Raw genomic sequence first — 19,056 nt, 5'->3', positions numbered from 1 at the left:
GTGGTGTTCATCAGAAGAACTGCGCAGTGCTGGCGTTGGTCCCTCGATTCCCAAGATGCGTACACATCATGAGGAAGGTATGTAGATCGCTCAACCCGAGCGCAACCTGAAAGCGAGGGGCCATGGCCGCCTTCAAGGTCAGAAAACTGTGGACCGTCTTCCTGACCGCGTTCTTCGCGGTGCTCACCACCCTGGGGCTGACCGCCCCCGCCGCGGCGTCGGACGCCGCCGTACAGCAGCCCGCCGAGCAGCCCGCGAAGGGTCAGTCGCCGGTCGCCGCCGATGAGCGGGGCGGAGGCGAACCGGCACCCGCCGTGCGACGGGCACACCCGGAGAACGCGCGGCCCGCGGACACCTCCCGGCCGCCGACCATCGAGCAGCGTATCCGCGCCGAAGCACACGGCTCGTCACCTTCGGTTCGGCGCCTGCCCGTCGACACCCGTACGGCCGCCGACGTGGCGCGTGACAACGAGTCGGCCGCCGACGCGGCGCTCACGGCCGCCGCGTGAGGAACCGGGATTCCCTGAGGACTCCCGGCGCCCGCACTCCGCGCGTCACCGGCGGCGACAGCACCACCGGTCCCGCGGATCACCGGTCACCCGTCACGGGCGGTCGTTGCGATCCTTCGCCTCCTGCTCGGCCTGCTTGGCCCGTGCCTCCGGATCGAGCGCGCCCTGGCTGCCGTCGACGGACGACAGCGACGTGTTGTGCTCGGAGACCTCTGTAGGAGCGGGCGGTTCCACCAGCCAGTCGGGATTGGCCTGCTTGTCCCACCACTTCCACGCGGCGACAGCGCCACCGGTCAGTACACCGAGGACCACCAGGCCCTTGGCGAGCCGTCCGGCCCTGGCCCGTCGCTCATGCTTTCGCACAAGCTTCTGGACCTCCTTCACCGTGATCTGACCGCGCAGCGCGGCGAGAGCGGCAGCGGAACGAGCCGCTGCTTCCCCCGCGACCGGCTGTGCGACAGAGACCGCGTGCTCGACGCGCGGCACCGTGTAGCAGGCCGCCTGACGCGCCGCTTGGCGCGTCCGAGCCGCCGCACGCTGTGCTGCCATGTCGACCTTCGGGGGCACATGCGGCGCCACGCGGGCGCCGTACTGAACACGAGCCTGCTTCGCGGCCTTCGACACCTTCGGTGCGAGCCGGACGCGGGCCTCTTCGGCGTACAACGCGGCCTGCTCCTTGGCCGTTTCGGCGTAGGGCGCCACCGCTTCCGCGGCGTGCAGCACGCTCTCCCTCGCCGAATCGGTAGCGGCGCGCACGCTGTCCATGCGGGTCACAGGATCCTCCTCCTCGGTGGCGGTCAGGGGCTTGGGGGTTTCCCCCGTTATTGGACAAAGATCCGCCTGTCCACCCAGACCGAAATCATGCCTGGCGCCCGCCGGACCGGCATGTGGTGCGGGCATCCGGGTCATGGACGGCCGCGGACGGTCGTGGCAGACGACTTGGGTCGATGCCTGGGCATTGCGGTACAAGAGGGCTTGTCGACGACAATGCCACGGTTCGCCGCGCCGTGTCCCGCCAAGGGCACGACTGCCCCGCCGACGGACGTTGATTCCCCGTTCACAGGACGGCCCGCGGGCCCTTGAGGGGTACGGGGCGGGCGGCGCGATCGCCGTCCGTGCGAGGATCGGCAGGGTCAGAGCAGACTTACGGAAGGCAGATCGTGGCCGAGCAGCTTTACGCCACCCTGAAGACCAACCACGGCGATATCGAGATCCGGCTCCTGCCGAACCACGCGCCGAAGACGGTCAAGAACTTTGTGGAGCTCGCCAAGGGCGAGCGCGAATGGACGAACCCGGCGACCGGCAAGAAGTCCAGCGACCCGCTGTACGACGGCACCGTCTTCCACCGCGTCATCAGCGGTTTCATGATCCAGGGCGGGGACCCGCTGGGCAACGGCACCGGCGGTCCGGGCTACGAGTTCGAGGACGAGTTCCACCCGGACCTCTCCTTCGACAGGCCCTACCTCCTGGCCATGGCGAACGCGGGTCCGGGCACCAACGGCTCGCAGTTCTTCGTCACCCTGGCGCCCACCGCGTGGCTGACCCGCAAGCACAGCATCTTCGGCGAGGTCACCGACGAGGCGAGCAAGAAGGTCGTGGACGCCATCGGAGCCACCCAGACCAACCCGCGCACCGACCGTCCGGTGGAGGAAGTCAAGATCGAGTCGGTCGTCGTCGAGTCCCGCTAGGCCGGACACGACCGCCGCCCCCGAAGACGCGTCTCCGCCGTCTCGGATTCCCCTTCGGGGAACCTCCCGCCCTGCCCGTCCGTAGTGGTTACATACCGGACGGGGAGGGCGGTGCGCTGTGCGCCCTCCCGCCGCCACGAGTACCGAGGGGACCGATGGACCAGCAGACCGGGGGGCCGGAGCGGCCCGCCGCCGACACCACACCCCACTGTTACCGGCACCCGGACCGTGAGACGGGCATACGCTGCACCCGCTGCGAGCGCCCCATCTGCACGGACTGCATGATCAGCGCCTCCGTCGGATTCCAGTGCCCGAACTGCGTACGGGAGGGGTCCGGTACGGGCATGTCCCCGACCGCCACCCGTCCGCGCACGATCGCCGGCGGCACCATCGCCGCCGACCCTCGGCTGATCACGAAGATCCTGCTGGGGCTGAATCTCGCGGTCTTCGTGGCCGTCCTCGTCAGCGAACAGCGGGTCGTGGGTGAGCTGGATCTCATCGGGTACGCGATCAACCCGCAGCTCGGCGAGATCGTGGGCGTCGCCCACGGGCAGTGGTATCGCCTGTTCACGGCGATGTTCCTGCACCAGGCCGTGTGGCACATCGCCTTCAACATGCTGGGGCTGTGGTGGCTCGGCGGTCCGCTGGAGGCGGCGCTCGGCCGGGTGCGCTTCATCGCGCTGTATCTGATCTCCGGTCTGGCGGGCAGCGCCCTGACCTATCTGATCGCCGCGCCGTACCAGCCGTCGCTCGGTGCCTCGGGGGCCATCTTCGGGCTCCTGGGCGCCACCGTCGTACTCATGCGCCGGATGAACTACGACATGAGGCCGGTCCTCGCGCTGCTGGCGCTGAACCTGCTCTTCACGTTCACCTGGTCCGGGATCGCCTGGGAGGCGCATCTCGGCGGTCTGGTGGCGGGCACGGCGATCGCCGTCGGCCTCGTGCACGCGCCGCGTGAGCGCCGGGCGCTGGTGCAGTGGGGCACCTGCGCGGTGGTGCTGCTGGCGACCGTCGTAACCGTCGTGATCAGGACCAGTCAGCTCACCTGACGTCCTCGCGCCCCAGGATCAGGGCCCTCGGAGACCTGTGAACCACACAGTTGTCCACAGCGTGTGCCGGATCTTGTGCAATCTGTGGGGGAACATCAGTGCCCCTTGTCGCTGATCAGGGTTTTCCCAGCAGAGACAAGGGGCGAGACGCTTCATCACAACGGCCGAGGAGGGTCTTCCAGTCACACCGGCGTCAACCTGCCGTGGAGTTATCCACAGATCGTCAGACCTTTTCCCCCGGCTGTGGACAGCGCTGTGGATAAGTCTCTGGGTAGAGCTTGACGCCGGTCGCCGACGCCGCTATTTCCACTGCGTGGAGACACCGAAGCCGGCGGCGATGAACCCGAAGCCGACCACGATGTTCCAGTTGTCGAAGGCGTCGACGGGCAGCGAGCCCTCCGTCACGTAGAAGACGACGATCCAGGCCAGCCCGACGAGGAACAGGGCCAGCATGACCGGCGCGACCCAGCTCCGGTTGGTCAGCTTTATCGTGGTCGACTGCTTCGCCGCGGGGGGCGGCGTGAAATCGGCCTTCTTGCGGATACGTGACTTCGGCACGAGGGACTCTCCTGTCGATGCGCTGCGTGACCGCGCAGGTAACTGAAACGGAGTGCCGGGGGTGAGGAGCAGGGGGAACGCAGCCTCTTCCGGGCGTCCGTTAGCGTAGTGCTTCCGCGGCGCCTAAGGAGATAAGGGTACGTTGAGCAATTCCGCCGACTCCCCCGAAGGGCCGGTCCGCCGACCGATCTGGCGACCGGTCCGGCTGCTCACGGCCGGGGTCTTCGCCCTTGCCGGCCTTATCTTCGTCACCAGCTTCAACACGGCGAAGGGCACCAACCTCCGTACGGACGACTCCCTGCTCAAGCTCTCCGACCTGATCCAGGAGCGCAGCGACAAGAACGCCGAGCTGGAGGAGTCCACCGGTGCCGTGCGGAAGAACGTCGACACCCTCGCCAACCGCGACGACGGCTCCACGAAGGCGGAGGACGCCGAACTGCGCGGGCTGGAGAACGCGGCCGGGACCAAGAAGGTCTCCGGCCAGGCCCTCACCGTCACCCTGGACGACGCCCCGCCGGACGCCACGGCCAACCCCGGATACCCCGAGCCGCAGCCCAACGACCTGGTCATCCACCAGCAGGATCTGCAGGCCGTCGTCAACGCCCTCTGGCAGGGCGGCGCGAGCGGCATCCGTGTCATGGACCAGCGGCTGATCTCCACCAGCGCGGTGCGCTGCGTCGGCAACACCCTGATCCTCCAGGGCCGGGTCTACTCACCGCCGTACAAGATCACGGCCGTGGGGGACCAGGGCAAGCTCCGCAAGGCGCTGGAGGATTCGCCGGCGATCCAGAACTACCAGCTGTACGTGCAGGCGTACGGACTGGGCTGGAAGGTCGACGAGCACCGTGAGACCACGCTCCCCGGCTACACGGGCACCGTGGATCTCCACTACGCGAAGCCGGTGAAGTAGCCCGGCCGTGCGGCCCGGCGCGGCCCTCCTCCTGAAGAAGCCTGAGAAGAAGGAGGCCAACGGCACACCTGACCCATGCGCCGCCCACGTGACCCCGCGGCCCCTTAGTCTGGTTCGGTACCGCGCGACGCCGGAACGGCGGTGTGGGCGGGGAACGGGTACGGAACGGAAGGGACAGCATGTACGGCTGGATCTGGCGGCATCTGCCGGGCAACGTGTACGTGCGGGCGGTCATCGCGCTCGTGCTGGCGCTGGCGGTCGTCTTCGTGCTGTTCCAGTACGTCTTCCCGTGGGCGGAGCCGATCCTCCCGTTCGGGAACTCGACGATGACCGGCGCGGGAGGCACCCCGTGAGCGGCGCCCGTGTGCTCGTCGTGGACAACTACGACAGCTTCGTCTTCAACATCGTCCAGTACCTCTACCAGCTCGGCGCCGAGTGCGAAGTGCTGCGCAACGACGAGGTGTCGACGGCGCACGCCCAGGACGGCTTCGACGGTGTGATGCTCTCCCCCGGTCCCGGCGCGCCCGAACAGGCCGGTGTCTGCGTCGACATGGTGCGCCACTGCGCCGCCACCGGTGTTCCCGTCTTCGGGGTGTGCCTCGGCATGCAGTCGATGGCGGTGGCGTACGGCGGTGTGGTCGGCCGGGCCCCCGAGTTGTTGCACGGCAAGACCTCGCTGGTCACGCACGAGGGCAAGGGCGTGTTCGCCGGGCTGCCCTCGCCCTTCACCGCGACCCGCTACCACTCGCTGGCCGCCGAGCCGGCCGAGCTGCCGGACGAGCTGGAGGTCACCGCGCGCACGGCCGACGGCATCATCATGGGCGTGCGCCACCGGGAACTGGCCGTCGAGGGCGTGCAGTTCCACCCGGAGTCGGTGCTGACCGAACACGGTCATCTGATGCTGGCCAACTGGCTCGCGCAGTGCGGTGATCCGGGCGCCGTGAGCCGGTCGGCGGGCCTGGCGCCGGTGGTGGGCAAGGCGGTCGCGTGACCGCACGCCGCCCCGAGCACGACGCGGGATACGGCGCCTCGTACGAACAGCGTGAACCGTACGAGGAACCAGGCGCGTTCGAGGCGGCGGTGGACGGACTCGCGGATCCGTTGAACGATCCCCTTCCCGGGCAGGGCGCCGCGCCGCCCCCGGCGTCGACTTCCGCTCCTTCGGAGCCCTCGCAGCCTCTGTCGCCCGGCCCCTGGGCGGCGGGTGACGGGATATCGGGGCCGCCCTCGACGGAGTGGCCGGGTTACGGGCCGTACCCGTACACGACGGAGGCGCCCGCCGGGTACGGGCAGGACTGGGCGGCGCAGGCCGCCCCGGAGCCGGCGCCGGTCCCTGCGCCTCCGCCCGTATCCGCGCCCGCGCCTGTACCGCCGCCTCGACCGGATCCCGGTCCGCCCTACGTCCCCGTCCGGGACGACGTGACCGCCGGGGGCGCCGAGGAGGCCACGGCCCTCCTGTCCACCGTCTCCGAGGAAACCGGCCCGGAGCGGCCTGTGCGGGCCGAACCGCCCACCGGGGGCCGTGCCGAGCGCCGTAGAGCGGCCAAGGGAGGCCGTGGACGCGGTCGTACGCGCCCGCCGGCCGCAGGAGGTCCGGGAGGTGCTCCGGCAGCCTCGACGCCCGCCAGGCCGCTCTCCCGCGTCGAGGCGCGGCAGGCCGCCCGTGCGCTCAAGGACAGTCCGGGAGTGATCCTCAGCCGCGCGGTCGGCGAGATCTTCATCAGCCTCGGCGTGCTGATGCTGCTGTTCGTCGCGTACCAGCTGTGGTGGACGAACATCCAGGCCGATCTGTACGCGGGCAAGGAGAAGGACAAGATCCAGGAAGGCTGGGCCAAGGGCCGCCAGCCCGGTGCCTTCGAGCCCGGCCAGGGATTCGCGATCATGCACATCCCCAAGCTGGACGTGGTCGTTCCGATCGCCGAGGGCATCGACAAGGCCAAGGTCCTGGACCGAGGCATGGTCGGCCACTACTCGGAGGGCAGGCTCAAGACGGCCATGCCGTCGGACAAGCAGGGCAACTTCGCGGTCGCGGGGCATCGCAACACCCACGGTGAGCCGTTCCGCTACATCAACCGCCTGAAGCCCGGCGACAAGATCATCGTCGAGACGCAGGACACCTACTTCACGTACGACATGGCGAGCATCCTTCCGCAGACCGCGCCGTCGAACACGGGCGTGATCGGCCCCGTGCCGCCCGGCTCCGGATTCTCGGAGCCGGGTCGATACATCACGTTGACGACCTGTACGCCGGAATTCACCAGTACGTATCGAATGATCGTGTGGGGCAAGATGGTTGAGGAACGGCCACGCGGCGAGGGGAAGCCCGACGCCCTCGTCGGCTGAACGGATCACGACGGAGACCAGGGACCAGGGGACGGGTGCTGTGGCAGCGGGAACAGGGCACGACGACGGGCGTGCGAGCACACCCGAAGAAGCAGGGAAAAACGATACATCCGCGACAACCGGGGTGGTCGAGCCCGCGTCTGAGCCTGCTGGGCCCGAATCCACCGAGCGCGAGCCCGAGGCCGAGCCCGGAGAGGCCCCGGCCCCGGCCCCGGCGCCGGTCCGCCCGCGGCGCCCGCGGAGCCGTATCGCCGCCGCCGTCAGCGTCTTCGGTGAACTCCTCATCACCGCGGGCCTGGTGCTCGGTCTCTTCGTCGTCTACTCGCTGTGGTGGACGAACGTGCTGGCCGACCGCGAGGCCACGAAGCAGGGCAACCAGGTACGCGACGGCTGGACCGAAGGCCGCGGCGGCCCCGGCGCCCTCGACGTCAAGGACGGCATCGGCTTCCTGCACGTGCCCGCGATGAAGAACGGCGAGGTCCTCGTAAAGAAGGGCACGGAGCCCAAGTCCCTCAACGACGGCCTCGCCGGCTACTACACCGACCCGGTCAAGTCCGCGCTGCCCCAGGACAAGCGGGGGAACTTCTCGCTGGCCGCGCACCGCGACGGGCACGGTGCGAAGTTCCACAACATCCACAAGCTCAAGACCGGTGACGCGATCGTCTTCGAGACGAAGGACACCTGGTACGTCTACAAGGTCTTCAAGGACCTCCCGAAGACCTCGAAGTACAACGTGGACGTGCTCCGGCCGGTCCCCAAGGAGTCCGGCAAGAAGAAGCCCGGCCGCTATCTGACGCTCACGACGTGCACGCCCGTCTACACGTCCGACTACCGCTACATCGTGTGGGCCGAGTTGGAGCGCACGGAGAAGGTCGACGAGAACCGGACGAAGCCGGAAGAGCTGCGCTGACTCGCCCCCTGCGACGCACCCGAAGCACGAAGAAGCCCCGGCACCCTCCACAGGATGCCGGGGCTTCTTCACCTTCTCAGGAGGTGCCGAACCTCAGCCGCCGCCGTCGTTTCCGTTGGGGCCGCCGATGAAGCCTCCGTTGCCGCCGCCCCCGTTGTTCCCGCCCACAGGAGCCACGAACAGCGTCACCGTGCTGCCCTTGTCGACCTGCTGGCCGCCCTGCGGGTTGGTCGCGAGCACGCGCGCGTTGGGATCGTTCGGCGAGTTCGGCCCCAGCGCGACGACCAGCCCCATGGCTTCCAGCTGGGCCTTCGCCTCGGCCACCGTCTTGTTCGCCAGGTCGCCGGGGATCTGCACCTTCTCCGGCTGCGCCGGTCCCTTCGAGACCTGGAGCGTGACCTGACTGTTCTTGGGCGCCTTGGAGTTGCCCTCAGGGGTCTGGCCGACGACCGTGTTCACCGGCTTGTCGGAGTCCACGTCCGTACGCGCGACCGTGAAGCCGAGCGTTTCGAGCTGGCTCTTCGCCGCGTCGAACGTCTGGTCCGTGACGGACGGCACCGAGACCTGCGCCTGCTTGGCGACGGAGAGCGTGACCGTCGAGCCCTTCTCCGCCTCCGAGCCGCCGTTCGGCTTCTGGCTGACGACCGTGCCGGGGTCCTGGTCGCTCTCGACCTGCTTGGTCTCGACCTCGAAGTCCGCTTCCCGAAGCGTCTTCGTGGCGTCCTCGACGGTCTCGTCGGCGACGTCGGGCACCTGGACCTTCGGCGCGCCCTCCGAGACGACGACCTGGATGGTGTCTCCCTCGGTCATCTTCTCGCCGGACTTCGGGGTCTGAGAGCAGATGGCGCCCTTGGGCTGGTCGCAGCGGTCCGTCCCGGACTGGGAGACCTTGACCGACGCGTTGCTCGCCAGTCCCTTCGCCTCCTCCAGCGTCACACCCACCAGCTGCGGTACGGGGATCTGGTCCGAGCCGCCGCCGTCGCCGCCGAAGACCGCCTTGCCGATCAGGATCGCGCCCGCGAGCACCAGGATGCCGGCGAGGATCAGCAGGATCGTCGAGGTGTTGGACTTCTTCTGCCGGCGCCGGTCAGGGCGGTCGTCGTAGTTGCCGTAGCCGCCGTCGTCGGGGTTGACCGGCGGCATCATCGACGTCTGGCCGCCGCCGGGCGGGGCGGTGCGCAGGGCCGCGGTGGGCTGGTCGTCGCCGTAGCCGCCCGCGTAGCCGACCGCGCCCATCGCCGCCGTGGCCGCGACGGGCTGGCCGTCGAGGCAGGCCTCGATGTCGGCGCGCATCTCGTCCGCCGACTGGTAGCGGTAGTCCGGGTCCTTGACGAGCGCCTTCAGCACGATCGCGTCCATCTCGGGCGTGATCTCGGGGTCGAAGGTGCTCGGCGCCTGCGGCTCCTCCCGTACATGCTGATACGCGACGGCGACCGGTGAGTCCCCGATGAAGGGCGGGCGCACGGTCAGCAGCTCGTAGAGCAGACAGCCGGTGGAGTACAGGTCGGAGCGCGCGTCGACCTGCTCGCCCTTGGCCTGCTCGGGGGAGAGGTACTGCGCGGTGCCGATGACCGCGGAGGTCTGGGTCATCGTCATGCCGGAGTCGCCCATGGCGCGGGCGATGCCGAAGTCCATGACCTTGACCTGGCCGGTGCGCGTCAGCATGACGTTCGCCGGCTTGATGTCGCGGTGGACGATCTGGGCGCGGTGCGAGTACTCCAGCGCCTGGAGGATCCCTACGGTCATCTCCAGCGTGCGCTCGGGCAGCAGTCTGCGCCCGGAGTGCAGCAACTCGCGCAAGGTGGACCCGTCGACGTACTCCATCACGATGTACGGGATGGACACCCCGTCGACGTAGTCCTCGCCCGTGTCGTAGACAGCGACGATCGCGGGGTGGTTGAGCGAGGCGGCCGACTGGGCCTCTCGGCGGAACCGGGCTTGGAAGGACGGGTCGCGGGCGAGGTCGGCCCGAAGCGTCTTCACAGCGACGGTGCGGCCGAGCCGGGTGTCGTGCGCGAGGTACACCTCGGCCATGCCACCACGGCCGAGCACCGAGCCCAGCTCGTACCGGCCGCCGAGGCGACGCGGCTCTTCCATACTGTTCCAGCCCTCTCCGTCTGTCCCGACCGCACCGGTGTGCGGTCCGGCGGTGTGCTGTTCGCGCATACGCTACCGGCCACGCCGCATCCGGTCCGACCGTCCCTGGTAGCTGATACAGGACTGGTACTTCAATGGCCACATATCGGTCGTTAACGCTCTGGGCTTCGACCGTGAGGCAGATCACCGGCCGGCCATCGGCGGCCCGTCACCGGGACGCCGAGGCGATACCGGGCGCCGAATTCCGATTCTCTTCGGACAATGGCCCGGACAGCGTCTCGACAGCTGTCCGGGCCATTGTCCGGCCAATACGGGAATGCCCGACTGGTTCCGGCTATTTCTTGCTGTCGATCACGGCCTCCATGACGTCCTTGGCGATCGGGGCGGCGAGACCGCCGCCGGAGATGTCGTCGCGGACCGCGTCGCTGTCCTCGACGACGACCGCGACCGCGACCTGCGACCCGTTGTCGTCCTTGGCGTAGGAGATGAACCAGGCGTACGGGTTCTTGCTGTTGTTCTCGCCGTGCTGCGCGGTACCGGTCTTGCCGCCGACGGTCGCGTCGCGGATCTGCGCGTTCTTGCCGGTGCCCTCGTTGACGACCGTCTCCATCATCTCCTGGACCATCTGCGCGTGCTCCTGGCTGAGGGGCTGGCCCATCTCCTCCGCCTCGGTCTTCTTGATCACGTCCAGGTTCGGCGCTTCGAGCTGGTCGATCATGTACGGCTTCATCAGCTTGCCGTCGTTGGCGATCGCGGAGACGACCATGGCCATCTGGAGCGGGGTGGTCCGGGTGTCGAACTGCCCGATGGAGGAGAGCGCGGTCTGCGAATCGTTCAATTCCTCGGGGAAGACGGAGGCATTGGCGCGGACCGGGACGAACTGCTCCTCGTTGAAGCCGAATTTCTTGGCGGTCTCCAGCATCTTGTCCTTGCCGACGTCATAGCCGACCTTGCCGAAGACGGTGTTGCACGAGACCCGCAGCGCTTCCCTGAGCGTCGCGTTCTCGCAGGGCAGGTCGCCGTCGTTCTCCAGGGGCGTCTGCGTCCCCGGCATGATCCACGGGAGCGGGGAGTCGGTCTTGGCGTTGATGTCGTCGACAACGCCGTGCTCCAGGGCCGCCGCGGCCGTGACCACCTTGAAGGTGGAGCCGGGCGGATACGTCTCGCGCAGCGCGCGGTTGAGCATCGGCTTGTCCGCGTCCTTGCCGAGCTTCTTCCACGACTTGGCGTCCTTGTCGCCGTAGCCCGCGAAGGACGCGGGGTCGTACGAGGGCGTGGAGGCGAGCGCGAGGATCTTGCCGGTCCTCGGCTCCAGGGCGACGACGGCGCCCTTCTTGCTGCCCAGTCCCTCGAAGGCCGCCTTCTGCGCGGCACCGTTGAGGGTCGTGACGACGTTGCCGCCCTTCGCCTCGTCACCGGTGAACATCGCCATGGTGCGGTCGAAGAAGAGCTGGTCGTCGTTGCCGGTGAGGATGCCGTCCTCGATGCTCTCGATCTGCGAAGCGCCGAAGGCCTGGGAGGCGTAACCGGTGACCGGTGCCCACATGGGGCCGTCGAGATAGGTCCGCTTGTACTTGAAGTCGGTGTCGTCCGTCTTCGCCGATCCGGTGATGCGCTTGCCGTCGACGACGATGTTGCCGCGCTCGCCGGCGTAACGCTCGATCAGGACGCGGCGGTTGCGCTCATGGCTGTTCAGCTCGTCCGCCTCCACGTACTGGAGCCAGTTGGTGCGCAGCAGCAGGGCCAGGACGAGCAGCCCGCAGAAGATCGCGATGCGTCGCAGGGGCTTGTTCACGGTCGGACCACCTGGGTCATCTCGGCGTCGGTTGACGGGGCCGGCGCGGGGGCGGGACGGCGCGCGGTGTCGCTGATACGGATGAGAATGCCGATCAGCGCCCAGTTGGCGATCACCGACGAACCACCGGCCGCGACGAACGGCATCGTCATACCGGTCAGCGGGATGAGGCCCATGACGCCGCCGGCGACGACGAAGACCTGGATGGCGAAGGCGCCGGAGAGGCCGATCGCCAGGAGCTTGCCGAAGGGGTCACGGGCGGCGAGCGCGGTCCGTACACCGCGCTCCACGATCAGGCCGTAGATCAGCAGGAACGCCATCGTGCCCGCGAGACCGAACTCCTCGCCGACGGTGGAGAGGATGAAGTCGGAGTTGGCGGCGAAGCCGATCAGGTCGGAGTTGCCCTGGCCGAGTCCGGTACCGAGTGTGCCCCCGGCGCCGAAGGACATCAGCGCCTGGCCGACCTGTTCGCTCTGGTCCCAGGTCGACTGCGCGAAGGGGTTGAGCCAGAACTCGACGCGCTGCTGGACGTGCGGCTCGAACGTGGCGACACCGACCGCGCCCGCGGCCGACATCACCAGGCCGAAGATGATCCAGCTGGTGCGCTCGGTCGCGACGTACAGCATGATCACGAAGAGGCCGAAGAACAGCAGCGAGGTGCCGAGGTCGGTCTCGAAGACCAGGATCAGGATGGACATGGCCCAGACCATCAGGATCGGGCCCAGGTCGCGTCCGCGCGGCAGGTAGATGCCCATTACACGGCGGCTGGCGAGTGCCAGGGCGTCGCGCTTCACCATCAGATAGCCGGAGAAGAAGATCGCGATGATGATCTTCGCGAACTCTCCCGGCTGGACGTTGATGGGGCCGAGGCTGATCCAGATCTTCGCGCCGTTCCTCGCGGGGAAGAACATCGGCAGGATCAGCAGGACCAGTGCCACGGCCATGGAGATGTACGTGTAGCGCTGAAGGATGCGGTGGTCCTTGAGCAGCAGCAGGACGGCCACGAACAGCGCGATGCCGATCGCCGAGTACATCAGCTGCTTGGGCGCGTCCGGTGAGAACGACCCGTACAGATTCGTGGCGCGGGTGTGCAGCCGGGGCGACTGGTCCAGCCTCCAGATGAGGACGAGTCCGAGGCCGTTGAGCAGGGTGGCCAGCGGCAGCAGCAGCGGGTCGGCGTACGGGGCGAACTTACGCACCACGAGATGGCCGACACCGGCCAGCAGCCCGATGCCCAGGCCGTACCCGATCATGCCGCTGGGCACCTCGTCGTTGACCGCCAGGCCCACGTTCAGATAGGCCAAGACCGGGATGGCGACGGCGAAGGCGAGCATGGCGAGCTCGGTGTTGCGGCGGCTCGGTGCTTCGATCGCGCCGATGGTGGTCGTGTTGGTGACAACGCTCATGGTGGTGAAGGCCCCCTACGGCCGGCTACTGCTTACCGCAGTTCGAGGCGAGCTTCTGCTCCTCCTCCGAGAGGCTGGGGCCCGGAGTGGGAGTCGCCGATGTCGACGTTTCTGGCTTGGTCGTACTGCTGCCGGTCTGGGGCTTCGTCCCGGTCGTGCCGCCGGCCTCGCCCTCGCCGGTGATCGCGTCCGCCGCTCGCTCGGACTCGCGGCGCTGTTCGTCCTTCTTGCACGCCTCGGCCTGCTTGGAGAGGTCTTCGATCTTGGTGCGCGCCGAGGCCTTGCTGCCCTCGGCGATCGTGTCCTCGACCTGCTTGCGCTGGTACGGCGGCAGGTACTTGAGTTCGACCTTGGTGAAGTCCTGTTCGACCTTCGACAGCGACACCCAGGCCAGATCCTGGCTGATGCCCCGGTAGAGCGCGACGTGCTCCTCGTTGGCCCCGACGTAGTACTGGGTCTGGGTCCAGCGGTAGCCGCCGTACAGACCGCCGCCGACGACCGCGAGCGCGAGCACGGTGAAGAACGACCGCTTGAGCCACTTGCCGCCCGAGCGCGGCTTGCTGAAGTCGTCGTCGTTGTACGCGCCGAAGCCGGCCTCCGGCGGCATGCCGCCGTAACCGGCTCCGTCTCCGCTGCCCGGCGGGCCGAAGCCCCCCGGAGGGGGCTGGTGCTGCTGCGGTACGGGACGGCCCAGGCCGGCGGCGCGGCCGGCGGGCGTCTGCATCGACGGGTCGCTCTCGGCGGCGTGCAGCTGCTGGTTCTCGGCGACGGCGCCGACGACGACCGGGGTGTCGCTGAGCTGCCCGGCCAGGGTGTCGTTCGACTCGACGTCCAGGACGTCGGCGACGATGCAGGTGATGTTGTCGGGACCGCCGCCGCGCAGAGCGAGCTGGATGAGGTCCTGGATGGTCTCCTGCGGGCCCTGGTAGCTCGCCAGGGTCTCTTCCATGGTCTGGTGCGAGACGACGCCGGAGAGGCCGTCGGAACAGATCAAGTACCGGTCGCCCGCCCGCACTTCGCGGATCGAGAGATCAGGCTCGACATGGTCGCCACTGCCCAGCGCGCGCATCAGCAGGGAGCGCTGCGGGTGGGTGGTGGCCTCTTCCTCGGTGATGCGCCCCTCGTCGACGAGGCGCTGCACCCAGGTGTGGTCCTGCGTGATCTGCGTGAGCACGCCGTCGCGCAGGAGATAGGCGCGGGAGTCCCCGACGTGTACGAGGCCGAGACGCTGGCCCGTCCACAGGAGGGCGGTGAGCGTCGTGCCCATGCCCTCCAGCTGGGGGTCCTCCTCGACCATCACGCGCAGCTGGTCGTTGGCGCGCTGCACCGCCGTACCGAGCGAGGTGAGGATGTCCGATCCCGGCACGTCGTCGTCGAGCTGCACGAGCGTGGAGATCACCTCGGACGAGGCGACCTCACCGGCGGCCTGGCCGCCCATGCCGTCGGCGATGGCCAGGAGGCGGGGACCGGCGTAGCCGGAGTCCTCGTTCCCCTCCCGGATCATGCCTTTGTGCGACCCGGCGGCGAAGCGCAGAGAAAGACTCATGCGCGCCTCTCCTGTCGGTTCGCCAGCCGAATGTGGCGCCAGCCGGTCTCGAGCCACACTGCCCACCCTCCGGTCGGGAGCCTGTCGCGGTCCCACGTCAGGACCGCCGCGGCTCGCTCGCTCCGCTCGCTCATTGTCGTACTACTTCCGCAGCTCGATGACGGTCTTGCCGATGCGAATCGGCGCGCCCGGCGGAATCGGCGTCGGCGTGGTGAGCCGGGTCCGGTCGAGATACGTGCCATTGGTGGACCCGAGATCCTCGACGATCCACTGGCCGTCCCGGTCCGGGTAGATCCTGGCATGCCTGCTGGACGCGTAGTCGTCGTCCAGCACGATCGTTGAGTCGTGCGCCCGGCCCAGAGTGATGGTCTGCCCCTGGAGGGCCACCGTGGTGCCGGTGAGGATCCCCTCCGAGACGACCAGCTTCGTGGGCGCCCCCCGGCGCTGGCGACCACCCTGCTGCCGCTGTGCGGGCGGGGCGGCCTGGCGCGCGGCGCCCTGCGGCGGACGCGCGTCGGCGTTGCGGCGTGAGCCGCGCTGCGTGACACGTGTGCCGAACAGGTCGCTCCGAATGACCTGCACGGCCACAATCACGAACAGCCACAGAACGGCTAGGAAACCTAGCCGCATGACCGTCAGGGTCAGCTCTGACATTGCCCCCGCTTCACCCTTCGGCTTGCCGGTAAACGATGGTGGTTTGGCCCACGACGATCCGCGAGCCGTCGCGGAGCGTAGCGCGGGTGGTGTGCTGTCCGTCTACCACGATGCCGTTCGTGGACCCGAGATCCTGGATCGTCGAGGGCGTTCCGGTCCGAATCTCGCAGTGCCGGCGGGAGACGCCGGGGTCGTCGATCCGCACGTCGGCGTCGGTGCTGCGGCCCAGCACCAGCGTGGGGCGCGAGATCTGGTGGCGATTGCCGTTGATCTCGATCCAGCGGCGGACCTGGGCTCCCGGCATCGCTCCGGGGGGCGGTGTCGAGGGGGGCTGTGCGGCCTGTCCCGGACGCCCGGCGCCCGGCGGGGGCGTCGCGGGCATGGGAGGCGGGGACGAGGGCGGGTAGCCGTAACCACCGGGCGGTGCGGCCGGCGGGGCGGCGGGGCCCCGGCCGTGGGCGGGTGCGGGTCCCGGTCCGTGCTCGGGGCCCTGTGACGTACTCGACGCCAGGGTGCGGCTGCGCACCCGGTACAGACCGGTGTCGAGGTCGTCGGCCTTCTCCAGATGGACCTTGATCGGACCCATGAAGGTGTAGCGCTGCTGCTTCGCGTAGTCCCGGACGAGCCCGGAGAGTTCGTCGCCGAGCTGTCCCGAGTACGGGCTGAGGCGCTCGAAGTCCGGCGCGCTCAGCTCGACGATGAAGTCGTTGGGGACGACGGTTCGCTCGCGGTTCCAGATCGTGGCGTTGTTGTCGCACTCACGCTGAAGGGCGCCGGCGATCTCCACGGGCTGGACCTCGGACTTGAACACCTTCGCGAAGGTGCCGTTGACCAGACCTTCGAGTCGCTGCTCGAAGCGCTTCAGGACTCCCATGGGGCACCTCCTTCGTCGTTGCCGTCCTGGTACTGCTTACTGATCGTATCCACGCGTAGGGAAATCGGCTGGTTCCCCTTGTCTGCCCCGTCGATGAGTGTCACCTCTCACACGGATCGTAGAGGCGGCCCCAGGACAGTGTCCCGCATGCGGGGTGCACTCCGGAGGAGTGGGGGAGGCCGCTCCAGGTTGCCTGTTCCCCGGCAGGGATGCCGAGACAAACGGATGTGATTCCACCCTGTGCACCGTGCTAATCTTTTCGATGTCGCCAGGCGATCACACCAGCAGGTGAGAGACCGGACGGCACACCCAATGCGCGGGTGGCGGAATAGGCAGACGCGCTGGATTCAGGTTCCAGTGCCCGCAAGGGCGTGGGGGTTCAACTCCCCCCTCGCGCACCAAGGTCAACCGACCCAATGATGCCGGTCGAAGCGACGGAATGTCGCTTTGACCGGCATCTTTGCGTGGTCAGAGGTCTGGAGAGTTGTCGAGCCAGGCAGCGAGTTTGCGCCTGTTGGCGTGGGCGATCTGAAAGGACAGCAGGAGGCTCTGGGCGGCCAGACCGCGGACGCGGCGGGTCTGGCAGCGTTCGATGGAAATTAGCGGTGCACCCAGAGCGCGGAGCCGTGTTCCGTCTCTTGCCAGAAGCGGCTTCCGGTACGGCGGTTGAACGTGACCGATTCGCGTCGGCAGATCTCGGGCGGTCCGGCCGGTGAAGGGGTGACATCCACCACAGCGAGTCGTGGGTCGCGTCCGAGGCTCCGTCGTTTGAGAGGACAGGCCGCTGTGGGGCGGGTGCCGGCGCGGGGCAAAGCAGGCGCTGGGCGCCGCGTGCGTCCGGTGAGGGCCTTGGGGCAGTGCCGGCCGCCGTCGATCAGGAGCGCTCGCGCGTTGGAACCCTGCACGCCGAGCTGGTCGATGCGGTAGGCGAAGACCAGCCGGTAGTCCAAGTCGCGAGCGAGGTCGTGAAAAGTCTCGGGCCTCGCGCTGCTGTAGGCGCGGTCGACGGCCAGGATGCCCGCGGGGTAAGCGCGGCGTCGGAGGTGGGTGAGAACGGCGATGGCGTCTCCTGCCGGGTCGTGGCCAGGCCGGTCGACGGACATGCCGAGCCCAGGGCCGGGACCCGCAAGGACGAGTCTGTTCGGCCGAAAGATCAAGGGCCTGTCCGTTGGCGTGGTTGGCCGCCATGTTGCGGTCTCGAAAGGGCCTCAGAACGTCGGCCATGAGTCAATTTCACCTACGGGCAGCGACACCGGCTCGGCTCGTTGCCCACCGGCGCACCGACCGGTACGAGGTAGGCGCGCCGGCGCCTCAATCCCACCCGCCTCGTACCGGGTCCGCCACGCGATCACCGTTTGGGCACGCCTGCCCGGCGGCCGATCTCGGTGTCCGGCAGTCCCTCGGAAGTCGGCGACTCCTTCCGAGTCCGCTGCACATGCCCACCGCAGCCGTCGGAGCCGATGGAGCCGATGGAGCCGACGTCCTTTGGTCACACTGTTTGGTCGACCATCTCCATCTGCATTTCATTCATACGGTCGCCGCGCACTTCAATTTCAGCGAAAGCGGTTTCGATGTCGCCAAGATCTCCGGGCGAGAGCTGAACTTTGATTGCCCCCAGGTTCTCGTTCAGGTGCTCCAGGTTTCGGGTGCCCGGGATCGGTACAATCCATGGCTTCTGCGCCAGAAGCCAGGCCAGGGCAACCTGGGAAGGTGTCGAGTTCTCGTTCTCCGAAATCCTCCTGAGTAAATCAACGACAGGCATGTTGGCTGCCAGGTTTTCTGGAGAGAAACGATCGAACGTGGATCGAATGTCTGTCTTCGGGTCGAACTTTGAGCGAGCGCTTATTTTCCCCGTGAGGTATCCCATTCCTATGGGGCCCCACGGGACAAAACCGATTCCAAGTTCCTCGCAGATCGCGAGCACACCGTTCTTCTCCGGGTCCCGTTCGAGTAGCGAATATTCCGTCTGGACCGCTGTGACGGGCTGAACGGCATGCGCTCGGCGGATTGTTCTGGCGCTCGGCTCGGAAAGACCGAAGTGCAGAACTTTTCCTTCCGCGATGAGTTCCTTGACCGTGCCGGCCACATCCTCAATCGGCACATCCGGATCTACCCGGTGCTGGTAATACAGATCGATGTGGTCCGTTCGAAGGCGTTTGAGTGAGCCCTCGACCACTTTTCTGATGTGGTCCGGCCTGCTGTTCAGCCCGCTTTTTGCTTCGCTGTCAAAGCCGAACTTGGTCGCGATCTTGACCTCGTCGCGGAAAGGTTCGAGTGCCTTGCCCACAAGCTCCTCGCTTGTGTGCGGGCCGTACACTTCGGCGGTGTCAAAGAACGAGACACCCCTTTCGCGGGCCTCGCGAAGAACCCTGATTCCCTGGTTTATGTCGGTGGGAGGACCATAGTTCGCGCTAATACTCATAGCGCCGGCCCCCATTTCCGACACTTCCAGTTCTCCGAGCTTTCGTGCCTTCATTCCGTTGCCCCCAGTAGATGCGACTTCATCGCTCCGGCTGCTGTTGGATTGGGACTGATCCGAGCAAGCAGACAAGAGCGTTGGAGCGACGACCAATCCGGCTCCGAGAAATCCGCTCCTGGCCATGAATTTGCGGCGGCTGAAGGCGCCGTCATCCCGATTGTTCGGATCAGTTGCGTGCTTGCGATTCTTCATGAAGATTCCTTCGGATCGGTGCAGCTATCGTCTTCATAGTTGCTCG

At 67.8% G+C, this 19,056-nt stretch carries 18 protein-coding genes and 1 tRNA gene; 9 read left to right on the top strand and 10 right to left on the bottom strand.

The features are described from left to right. Window positions 1-122 precede the first annotated feature (122 nt). On the top strand, window positions 123-509 hold the full coding sequence (locus tag ACIBLA_RS18250; protein ID WP_363240636.1) for a DUF6344 domain-containing protein: 387 nt from the start codon (window positions 123-125) through the stop codon (window positions 507-509). A gap of 93 nt (window positions 510-602) precedes the next feature. Here ACIBLA_RS18250 and ACIBLA_RS18245 read toward each other — a convergent pair whose 3' ends face one another. Beyond that, entirely contained in the window at window positions 603-1,283 is a 681-nt protein-coding gene (locus tag ACIBLA_RS18245) for a DUF5324 family protein (protein ID WP_399199130.1), read from the bottom strand. 386 nt (window positions 1,284-1,669) lie between these two features. Between ACIBLA_RS18245 and ACIBLA_RS18240 the strand changes: the two genes are divergently transcribed. After that, window positions 1,670-2,197 carry a peptidylprolyl isomerase gene (locus tag ACIBLA_RS18240; RefSeq protein ID WP_363240634.1) on the top strand — a complete coding sequence of 176 codons (528 nt, stop codon included), beginning with the start codon at window positions 1,670-1,672 and terminating at the stop codon, window positions 2,195-2,197. A gap of 155 nt (window positions 2,198-2,352) precedes the next feature. Then, window positions 2,353-3,246 carry a rhomboid family intramembrane serine protease gene (locus ACIBLA_RS18235; RefSeq protein WP_363240633.1) on the top strand — a complete coding sequence of 298 codons (894 nt, stop codon included), beginning with the start codon at window positions 2,353-2,355 and terminating at the stop codon, window positions 3,244-3,246. Window positions 3,247-3,546: 300 nt separating this feature from the next. Here ACIBLA_RS18235 and crgA read toward each other — a convergent pair whose 3' ends face one another. Continuing rightward, window positions 3,547-3,804, bottom strand: coding sequence for a cell division protein CrgA (gene crgA, locus ACIBLA_RS18230; protein WP_363240632.1), 258 nt, complete (start codon window positions 3,802-3,804; stop codon window positions 3,547-3,549). 142 nt (window positions 3,805-3,946) lie between these two features. On the opposite strand from crgA, the gene ACIBLA_RS18225 reads away from it, so the two are divergent. From ACIBLA_RS18225 to ACIBLA_RS18205, 5 genes are all read left to right on the top strand, one after another. Next, window positions 3,947-4,714, top strand: a complete 768-nt coding sequence (locus tag ACIBLA_RS18225; RefSeq protein ID WP_363240631.1) for a DUF881 domain-containing protein — start codon at window positions 3,947-3,949, stop codon at window positions 4,712-4,714. Window positions 4,715-4,893: 179 nt separating this feature from the next. Further along, window positions 4,894-5,067 carry a hypothetical protein gene (locus ACIBLA_RS18220; protein ID WP_363240630.1) on the top strand — a complete coding sequence of 58 codons (174 nt, stop codon included), beginning with the start codon at window positions 4,894-4,896 and terminating at the stop codon, window positions 5,065-5,067. Next, entirely contained in the window at window positions 5,064-5,705 is a 642-nt protein-coding gene (locus ACIBLA_RS18215) for an aminodeoxychorismate/anthranilate synthase component II (RefSeq protein ID WP_399199129.1), read from the top strand. The genes ACIBLA_RS18220 and ACIBLA_RS18215 overlap by 4 nt, the downstream gene beginning before the upstream one ends. After that, on the top strand, window positions 5,702-7,057 hold the full coding sequence (locus ACIBLA_RS18210) for a class E sortase (protein WP_363240628.1): 1,356 nt from the start codon (window positions 5,702-5,704) through the stop codon (window positions 7,055-7,057). The genes ACIBLA_RS18215 and ACIBLA_RS18210 overlap by 4 nt, the downstream gene beginning before the upstream one ends. A gap of 247 nt (window positions 7,058-7,304) precedes the next feature. Beyond that, window positions 7,305-7,967, top strand: a complete 663-nt coding sequence (locus tag ACIBLA_RS18205) for a class E sortase (RefSeq protein ID WP_363240679.1) — start codon at window positions 7,305-7,307, stop codon at window positions 7,965-7,967. A 93-nt stretch (window positions 7,968-8,060) separates the two neighbouring features. On the opposite strand, the gene pknB is transcribed toward ACIBLA_RS18205, so the two are convergent. The 6 genes from pknB to ACIBLA_RS18175 all read right to left on the bottom strand — a co-directional run bounded on the left by pknB (window position 8,061) and on the right by ACIBLA_RS18175 (window position 16,339). Continuing rightward, complete coding sequence (gene pknB, locus ACIBLA_RS18200) at window positions 8,061-10,064, bottom strand: Stk1 family PASTA domain-containing Ser/Thr kinase (protein ID WP_399199128.1); 2,004 nt, start codon at window positions 10,062-10,064, stop codon at window positions 8,061-8,063. A gap of 334 nt (window positions 10,065-10,398) precedes the next feature. Continuing rightward, window positions 10,399-11,859 (bottom strand): penicillin-binding protein 2, encoded by a 1,461-nt coding sequence (locus ACIBLA_RS18195; protein WP_363240626.1) that lies wholly within the window; start codon window positions 11,857-11,859, stop codon window positions 10,399-10,401. Continuing rightward, entirely contained in the window at window positions 11,856-13,265 is a 1,410-nt protein-coding gene (locus ACIBLA_RS18190; RefSeq protein WP_399199127.1) for an FtsW/RodA/SpoVE family cell cycle protein, read from the bottom strand. The genes ACIBLA_RS18195 and ACIBLA_RS18190 overlap by 4 nt, the downstream gene beginning before the upstream one ends. 25 nt (window positions 13,266-13,290) lie before the next feature. Further along, window positions 13,291-14,811 (bottom strand): Stp1/IreP family PP2C-type Ser/Thr phosphatase, encoded by a 1,521-nt coding sequence (locus tag ACIBLA_RS18185; protein WP_363240624.1) that lies wholly within the window; start codon window positions 14,809-14,811, stop codon window positions 13,291-13,293. 141 nt (window positions 14,812-14,952) lie between these two features. Continuing rightward, window positions 14,953-15,465 (bottom strand): FHA domain-containing protein, encoded by a 513-nt coding sequence (locus ACIBLA_RS18180; RefSeq protein WP_363240623.1) that lies wholly within the window; start codon window positions 15,463-15,465, stop codon window positions 14,953-14,955. Window positions 15,466-15,475: 10 nt separating this feature from the next. Next, the gene (locus tag ACIBLA_RS18175) at window positions 15,476-16,339 is read right to left on the bottom strand and encodes a DUF3662 and FHA domain-containing protein (protein WP_363240622.1); all 864 of its coding nucleotides are present in this window, start codon (window positions 16,337-16,339) and stop codon (window positions 15,476-15,478) included. A 314-nt stretch (window positions 16,340-16,653) separates the two neighbouring features. On the opposite strand from ACIBLA_RS18175, the gene ACIBLA_RS18170 reads away from it, so the two are divergent. After that, window positions 16,654-16,740: transfer RNA gene (locus ACIBLA_RS18170), tRNA-Leu, on the top strand. 198 nt (window positions 16,741-16,938) lie between these two features. Here the strand turns inward: ACIBLA_RS18170 and ACIBLA_RS18165 are convergent. Together ACIBLA_RS18165 and ACIBLA_RS18160 are read right to left on the bottom strand one after the other, a co-directional pair. Further along, a complete protein-coding gene (locus ACIBLA_RS18165) occupies window positions 16,939-17,442 on the bottom strand; it encodes a hypothetical protein (RefSeq protein ID WP_399199126.1) in 504 nt (167 codons plus the stop codon). A 386-nt stretch (window positions 17,443-17,828) separates the two neighbouring features. Continuing rightward, entirely contained in the window at window positions 17,829-19,010 is a 1,182-nt protein-coding gene (locus ACIBLA_RS18160) for an aldo/keto reductase (RefSeq protein WP_399199125.1), read from the bottom strand. Between the last annotated feature and the right edge of the window lie 46 nt (window positions 19,011-19,056).

Source organism: Streptomyces sp. NPDC050433, from assembly GCF_044458565.1.
In the GTDB taxonomy this organism is placed as follows: Bacteria; Actinomycetota; Actinomycetes; order Streptomycetales; family Streptomycetaceae; genus Streptomyces.
This window is presented reverse-complemented; position numbering and strand designations above follow the sequence as displayed.